At 29.5% G+C, this 5,689-nt stretch carries 7 protein-coding genes and 1 pseudogene; 4 read left to right on the plus strand and 4 right to left on the minus strand.

What is annotated here, in order from left to right; translation table 11 throughout:
- A pseudogene (locus ACFDSN_RS11590) lies at window positions 1-459 on the plus strand (adenylosuccinate lyase); the annotation flags it as partial.
- 81 nt (window positions 460-540) lie between these two features.
- On the opposite strand, the gene ACFDSN_RS11595 reads toward ACFDSN_RS11590, so the two are convergent.
- From ACFDSN_RS11595 to ACFDSN_RS11610, 4 genes are read right to left on the minus strand one after another with little or no spacing between them, the layout of a single operon-like run.
- Complete coding sequence (locus ACFDSN_RS11595) at window positions 541-1,071, minus strand: DUF4252 domain-containing protein (protein ID WP_375240018.1); 531 nt, start codon at window positions 1,069-1,071, stop codon at window positions 541-543.
- A 1-nt stretch (window position 1,072) separates the two neighbouring features.
- Window positions 1,073-1,636 carry a DUF4252 domain-containing protein gene (locus ACFDSN_RS11600; RefSeq protein ID WP_375240019.1) on the minus strand — a complete coding sequence of 188 codons (564 nt, stop codon included), beginning with the start codon at window positions 1,634-1,636 and terminating at the stop codon, window positions 1,073-1,075.
- Between the two features lie 57 nt (window positions 1,637-1,693).
- Window positions 1,694-2,179, minus strand: coding sequence for a hypothetical protein (locus ACFDSN_RS11605; protein WP_375240020.1), 486 nt, complete (start codon window positions 2,177-2,179; stop codon window positions 1,694-1,696).
- Window positions 2,166-2,675 carry an RNA polymerase sigma factor gene (locus ACFDSN_RS11610; protein ID WP_375240021.1) on the minus strand — a complete coding sequence of 170 codons (510 nt, stop codon included), beginning with the start codon at window positions 2,673-2,675 and terminating at the stop codon, window positions 2,166-2,168. The genes ACFDSN_RS11605 and ACFDSN_RS11610 overlap by 14 nt, the downstream gene beginning before the upstream one ends.
- A 100-nt stretch (window positions 2,676-2,775) precedes the next feature.
- Here ACFDSN_RS11610 and ACFDSN_RS11615 point away from each other — a divergent pair, with 100 nt between their 5' ends.
- The 3 genes from ACFDSN_RS11615 (at window position 2,776) to ACFDSN_RS11625 (ending at window position 5,625) form a co-directional block, all read left to right on the plus strand.
- Entirely contained in the window at window positions 2,776-4,203 is a 1,428-nt protein-coding gene (locus ACFDSN_RS11615) for a S41 family peptidase (RefSeq protein WP_375240022.1), read from the plus strand.
- The gene (locus tag ACFDSN_RS11620) at window positions 4,203-4,904 is read left to right on the plus strand and encodes an ATP-binding protein (protein ID WP_375240023.1); all 702 of its coding nucleotides are present in this window, start codon (window positions 4,203-4,205) and stop codon (window positions 4,902-4,904) included. Before ACFDSN_RS11615 ends, ACFDSN_RS11620 begins: the two co-directional genes overlap by 1 nt.
- A 136-nt stretch (window positions 4,905-5,040) precedes the next feature.
- Window positions 5,041-5,625: a CHAP domain-containing protein gene (locus tag ACFDSN_RS11625; RefSeq protein ID WP_375240024.1), complete on the plus strand. Its 585-nt coding sequence runs from the start codon at window positions 5,041-5,043 to the stop codon at window positions 5,623-5,625.
- The last annotated feature ends 64 nt before the right edge of the window (window positions 5,626-5,689 follow it).

The raw sequence follows: 5,689 nt of genomic DNA on the forward strand, positions 1-5,689 counted from the left end.
GCAATGCCACATAAAGTAAATCCTATTGACTTTGAAAACTCTGAAGGAAACTTAGGAATGGCTAACGCTATTTTTGAACATTTATCTGCTAAATTACCTATATCTAGATTACAACGCGATTTAACAGATAGTACTGTTTTACGAAATGTTGGTGTTCCTTTTGGACATACTTTAATAGGTTTTGCTTCTACTTTAAAAGGGTTAAATAAATTATTATTAAATGAAGCTAAATTTGCTCAAGATTTAGAAAATAATTGGGCTGTAGTTGCAGAAGCAATTCAAACAATTTTACGTCGTGAGGCTTATCCTAATCCTTACGAAGCTTTAAAAGGATTAACTAGAACTAACGAAGCTATTACACAAACATCTATAGCAAATTTTATTGATACTTTAGAAGTAAATGATGCTATTAAAATAGAATTAAAAGCTATTACACCAAGTAATTATACAGGTATTTAACTGTTATACTAAAATCTATAAAAAACAAAAAGGCTTTCCATTACGGAAAGCCTTTTCTACATTAACCAATTACTATAAACTTTATTTAAGAAAGTCCATAATGCCTTTTAGTTTATTATCATCCACGTTAGCATCTTTCATTTTAGAAATTAAAGCAGCTATTTTTTCTGGACTCATATCATCTCCTAAAACTCTAATTGCTGCAAATCCCATTGTATTAGAACTTGCTAAAACCAAAACTTCATCTACAGTATTTTCCTCTCCGATAGAACTAATTTTAAATTTCATTCCATCAGAACTAAATTGCATTAACTCTGAATAATCTGGATTTTTAAATACTTTTTGAATCTGTTTTAACTCTTTAGTATAAGCATCTTGTGTGCTATCTGTAGCTTTATACATTAAAACGTGTAATTTGTCTAAAGCATTGTAAGCTTCTCGCTCATCTTTTGTTAAATCTGTATCAGAAAAATCTATCAATGTTTTAGATATATCTACTAAAGAATAACTTGGCTCTTCTTGGTGTTCTACAAAAAAAGTCTGTATAGAATTTTCGTCTTTACAAGCAATTAGGCTCAAACACAATAAACAAATGTATAGAAGGTTTTTCATATTACTTTTTGTTTTTCTTATCTAAAGCGTCTCCACCAGGTAAATTCATTTGATTAGTTAATTTAGATATTTGATTTAAATCTATATCTCCAGTTAAAGAAATAACTATAGACTCTAATGTTCTCTTTTTTCCATTAAGTTCTACATCTGCTTCACTAGTAATATCTGTTAATCCATCTACAAACATTAATAATTCACTAACATGATCTTCGTCTTTTCCTTGTTTAATATAAAAAGTCATAACAACGCCATCATCTTTCACTTTCATTAACTCTTCTAATTTTTTAGAAGCGCCATTTACATATTTTGAAAAATCTAAAGCAATAGATTTATCGCTTGTCATAATAGTTTTAAAGCTGGTAATACTATTTACCATATCAATATATTGCTGTGCTTCTTTATCGTCTGTATCTATATCCATTTTGGCCAAAAGTTTAAACATTTTTGGTTTAATAGAAATATATGTTACTTTACTGTTATCTGAGTATTTACTAAAGACATCTTGTGCTAATGCTGAAGATGTTATTAATAAGGCTAAAGTAAAAAGTGTGATTGCTTTTTTCATTGTCGAGGTTATATTTAATATTGAGTTCATTATGTTGTTTTTTAAATTGTTATTAATTTAGTTATTAATTTTTAGTGTTCTACCTATAGGATTTTGAAAATCGTTTAAGTAACTGATTTGCTCTTTAGCAATTTCTAATTCTTGTAAATACGATACAGAAGTTGCGCCTTTATTAAAGTTTCTAGACACCATTTGTAAAGATTGTACAAACTTATTATATGCTAATTGCGTTTGGTCTTCATTATAAGTTCCCAAATCTTGAGCACTTATAGACCAATTAAAATACATTCCAAAAGAAATAGCTACTACAGCTGCAATACTTAACCATTTATACTTAATGTTTGTTTTAGATTTTAATGGAAGTGTTGCTGTAAAAGTATCTTCTTGGCTTGCTGTAAAATAATTAAATAGCGGTTTATAAGCTTCTAAATGTGCTGGTACAGTATCTTGATTAAAAAAGCGCTTTAACTGCTGCTCTTCTAGAAGCGATGTATTACCATCTAAATATTTTGTTATTAATTGCTCTATATTATTTAAGTCCATAACTATGGGTTTTCATTAGTTGTTCGCGTATGGTTTTTCTTGCTCTAGATAAGGCTACTCTAATTGCGGTAGGTTTCATATCTAACATTTTTTCTATTTCATTAAACTCATACTGTTCTATATCTCTTAATTGAATTACTAATTTTTGTTGTTCTGGTAATGCTTCAATTAATTTTGAAACAAAATCTAAACTATCGTTAGCTTCTACTTGCTTTTGAAGCGATATACTATGATCTTGATAATTGCTATGTACAATTTTTAAATTCTGTGCTTGTTTTGATTTTAATTTATCATAACAAAAATTCTTTGTCATTGTCATAGAAAAAGCTTCAACATTTTTATAGCTTTCAATTTTGCTTTTATTGTTCCAAAGTTTCAATAACACTTCTTGGGTAGCATCTTCAGCTTCTTCTCTAGAGACAAGCAATCGTTTTGCTAAACGAAACACCTTGTCTTTAAAAGGTAATACCATATGTAAGAACTCAGTCTGTGTCATTTTGGTTTTGGTTATGCGGCGGTTTAGGTCGCTTATGTTATTACGACGATACAACTTCTAAATTGTTACATCTATTTTAAAAAATATTATTCGTAAATTTATGGAAATCATTTTAACATCTATGAATCCTATTAAAACACTACGTTTTTACGGCTTACTATTCTTATTAATTTCTAGTTGTGCATACGATTTAGATGATAATCCTGTAACTGCTAACGATATAAATGATTTTATTTATAAAGGTTTAAGAACTTATTATCTGTATAATGAATTGGTTCCAGATTTAGTTGAAAATAAAACTTTTAACCCTAACTACAATAATTACTTAAGCGCAAATACACCTGAAAACTTCTTCGAAAATTTAATATATGATAGAGCTATAACTGACAAGTTTAGTTGGCTAACAAGCGATTATCTTGCTTTAGAACAACAGTTTCAAGGCACAAACCAAGTTAATGGAATGGTTTACGGATTGGATAGAGTATCGCCAGGAAGCGATAATTTATATGGCTATGTAAAATATGTACTGCCAAACACAAGTGCTTCATCCGAAAATTTAATGCGAGGCGCTATTTTCACACAAGTAGATAATCAAAATTTAACAATTTCTAATTACCGTAGTTTATTAGATAATAGTTCTTATAGTATTCAATTAGCAGCTTACAATTCTATAACAAATGAGTTTGATGTTAATGGAACGACTATAAACTTAACCAAACAAACCTATACAGAAAACCCTATTTATAAATCTGAAATTTTCACAATTGATTCAGATAACGTTGGTTATCTAATGTATAACAGATTTAATGCAGAGTTTGATGAACAACTAAATAACGAATTTGGAAATTTTGCTGCAAACAACATAGATCATTTAGTGCTAGATTTACGTTATAATCCTGGCGGATCTGTAAATACAGCAACACGTTTAGCTAGTATGATTACTGGACAATTTAACACAGACGTATTTTCTAAATTAAATTACAATAGTAATAATTCGGCTTCAAATCAAACCTATAATTTTTCAAGTTCAATTAACGGGCAAACCATAAATCATTTAAATCTAACAGAAGTTTATGTGTTAACAACAGATAATACTGCTTCTGCCAGCGAAATGATTATTAACAGCTTAAGACCTTACATTAACGTAATTCAAATTGGAACTACAACTGTTGGTAAATCTCAAGCCTCAATTACGTTATACGATTCTTCTAATTTTTCAAGAAACAATGTAAATCCGTTACATTTATATGCAATGCAACCTTTAGTTGCAAAAACAACCAACAAATTAGATGTAGATGTTCCAAGTACAGGATTAGTTCCTAATATTGTTTTATCTGAAAACGCGCTTAATTTAAATGAATTAGGTCAAATTACAGAACCTTTATTGGCCGAAGCATTGGCCCAAATTGATGCTAATAATAGAATAGAACAACCACAAATAAAAAAAGAAGTTTCTAAAAGTATACATTCTACTAACTTTTTCAAATTCAATGAAGAGATGTTTATAGATCATTTATCTACAGAATAATGCAACCACACAAAACCTACTTTAACTGGAGTTCTGGTAAAGATTCAAGCTTTGCTTTATTTTTAATATTGAAAGATTCCAATTACAATGTTGATTTATTAGTTACTACAATAAACAAACATTACAATAGAGTTAGTATGCACGGTTTAAGACGAAACGTTTTAGAAGCGCAAACAAAAGCCTTAAACCTACCTTTAAAAACTATAGAATTACCAGAATTGCCAAGTATGGAAGATTACGAAGCTATTATGACTAAAACTATAAATGATTTGATTACTGCAAACTATACGCATTGTGTTTTTGGGGATATTTTTTTAGAAGATTTAAGAACATACAGAGACAATAGCTTAAAACCATTTAACCTTACCTCTATTTACCCGTTATGGAAAATGGATACTAAAAAACTAATAACTCAATTTATAGACTTGGGTTTTAAAGCTGTTGTTGTTTGTGCTAAAGCAGATTTCTTTGATGAAGACTTTGTTGGAAAAACCTTAACACACCAACTTATAGAAGATTTACCTAAAGACGTAGATGTTTGTGGCGAAAATGGCGAATTTCATACCTTTTGCTATGATGGACCCATTTTCTCTTCTCCTGTAAATTACAATTTAGGAGAAAAAACATACAGAGCTTATAATACACCAAACACAAAAGATGGTAAAAGCGGATTTTGGTTTTGCGATATTATATTAGATTAAATTGAGATAATTAAATTATATTTACAGGATAACGGTAACAAAAAAAGCAGCATATCCTGACATATTTACGGGATATCGGTAATAAAAGTTACTATATAACGAGTTGTAAATAATACCCAAAAACATCACGAACGAATTGAAAAAACGATTTTTACTCTTATTTGGAATTCTGATTTTACTTGTTGTTGGGTTTTTCGTGTCTAAAAAAATCAATCTAAATCCGAATTATGAAATCGGACAAAAAATTGATAGTCTGAACGGAGTTGCTGTTTATTATAATGGTGGAGTTGGAAATGTGGACGGACGAGCATTAGCGAAAGATGGCTATAATCTTGGACTGAAATATCAATGCGTGGAATTCGTAAAACGATATTACTACGAAGAACTGAACCATAAAATGCCTGACAGTTATGGACACGCAAAAGATTTTTTTAATTCACAGGTTAAGGATGGAAAAATAAACAAACAGCGGAATTTAAAGCAGTATAATAATCCAAGTAAAACCAAACCGAAAGTAGATGATTTAGTGATTTATTCTGCAACAACGCTGAATAAATATGGACACGTTTCAATAGTTTCTAAAGTAACCGAAAACGAAATTGAGATTATTCAACAAAATCCTGGACCATTTGGAAATTCAAGAGAAAAATATGACTTGATAAATGAAAACGGAAAATGGAAAATTAAAAACGAACGAATTTTAGGTTGGTTAAGAAAATAGCGGAAAAGTACTATTTACAACAACGTGTATAATTAATTGCTAGTTCACTGCCGACTTACGAAAA

This window comes from Aurantibacter sp., assembly GCF_042094015.1.
GTDB lineage: Bacteria > Bacteroidota > Bacteroidia > Flavobacteriales > Flavobacteriaceae > Aurantibacter.

Bases quoted from the DNA above. Each gene is read 5' to 3' on its own strand.
- ACFDSN_RS11595 (WP_375240018.1), bottom strand. From the start codon at position 1,071: ATGAAAAACCTTCTATACATTTGTTTATTGTGTTTGAGCCTAATTGCT.
- ACFDSN_RS11600 (WP_375240019.1), bottom strand. From the start codon at position 1,636: ATGAAAAAAGCAATCACACTTTTTACTTTAGCCTTATTAATAACATCT.
- ACFDSN_RS11605 (WP_375240020.1), bottom strand. From the start codon at position 2,179: ATGGACTTAAATAATATAGAGCAATTAATAACAAAATATTTAGATGGT.
- ACFDSN_RS11610 (WP_375240021.1), bottom strand. From the start codon at position 2,675: ATGACACAGACTGAGTTCTTACATATGGTATTACCTTTTAAAGACAAG.
- ACFDSN_RS11615 (WP_375240022.1), top strand. From the start codon at position 2,776: ATGGAAATCATTTTAACATCTATGAATCCTATTAAAACACTACGTTTT.
- ACFDSN_RS11620 (WP_375240023.1), top strand. From the start codon at position 4,203: ATGCAACCACACAAAACCTACTTTAACTGGAGTTCTGGTAAAGATTCA.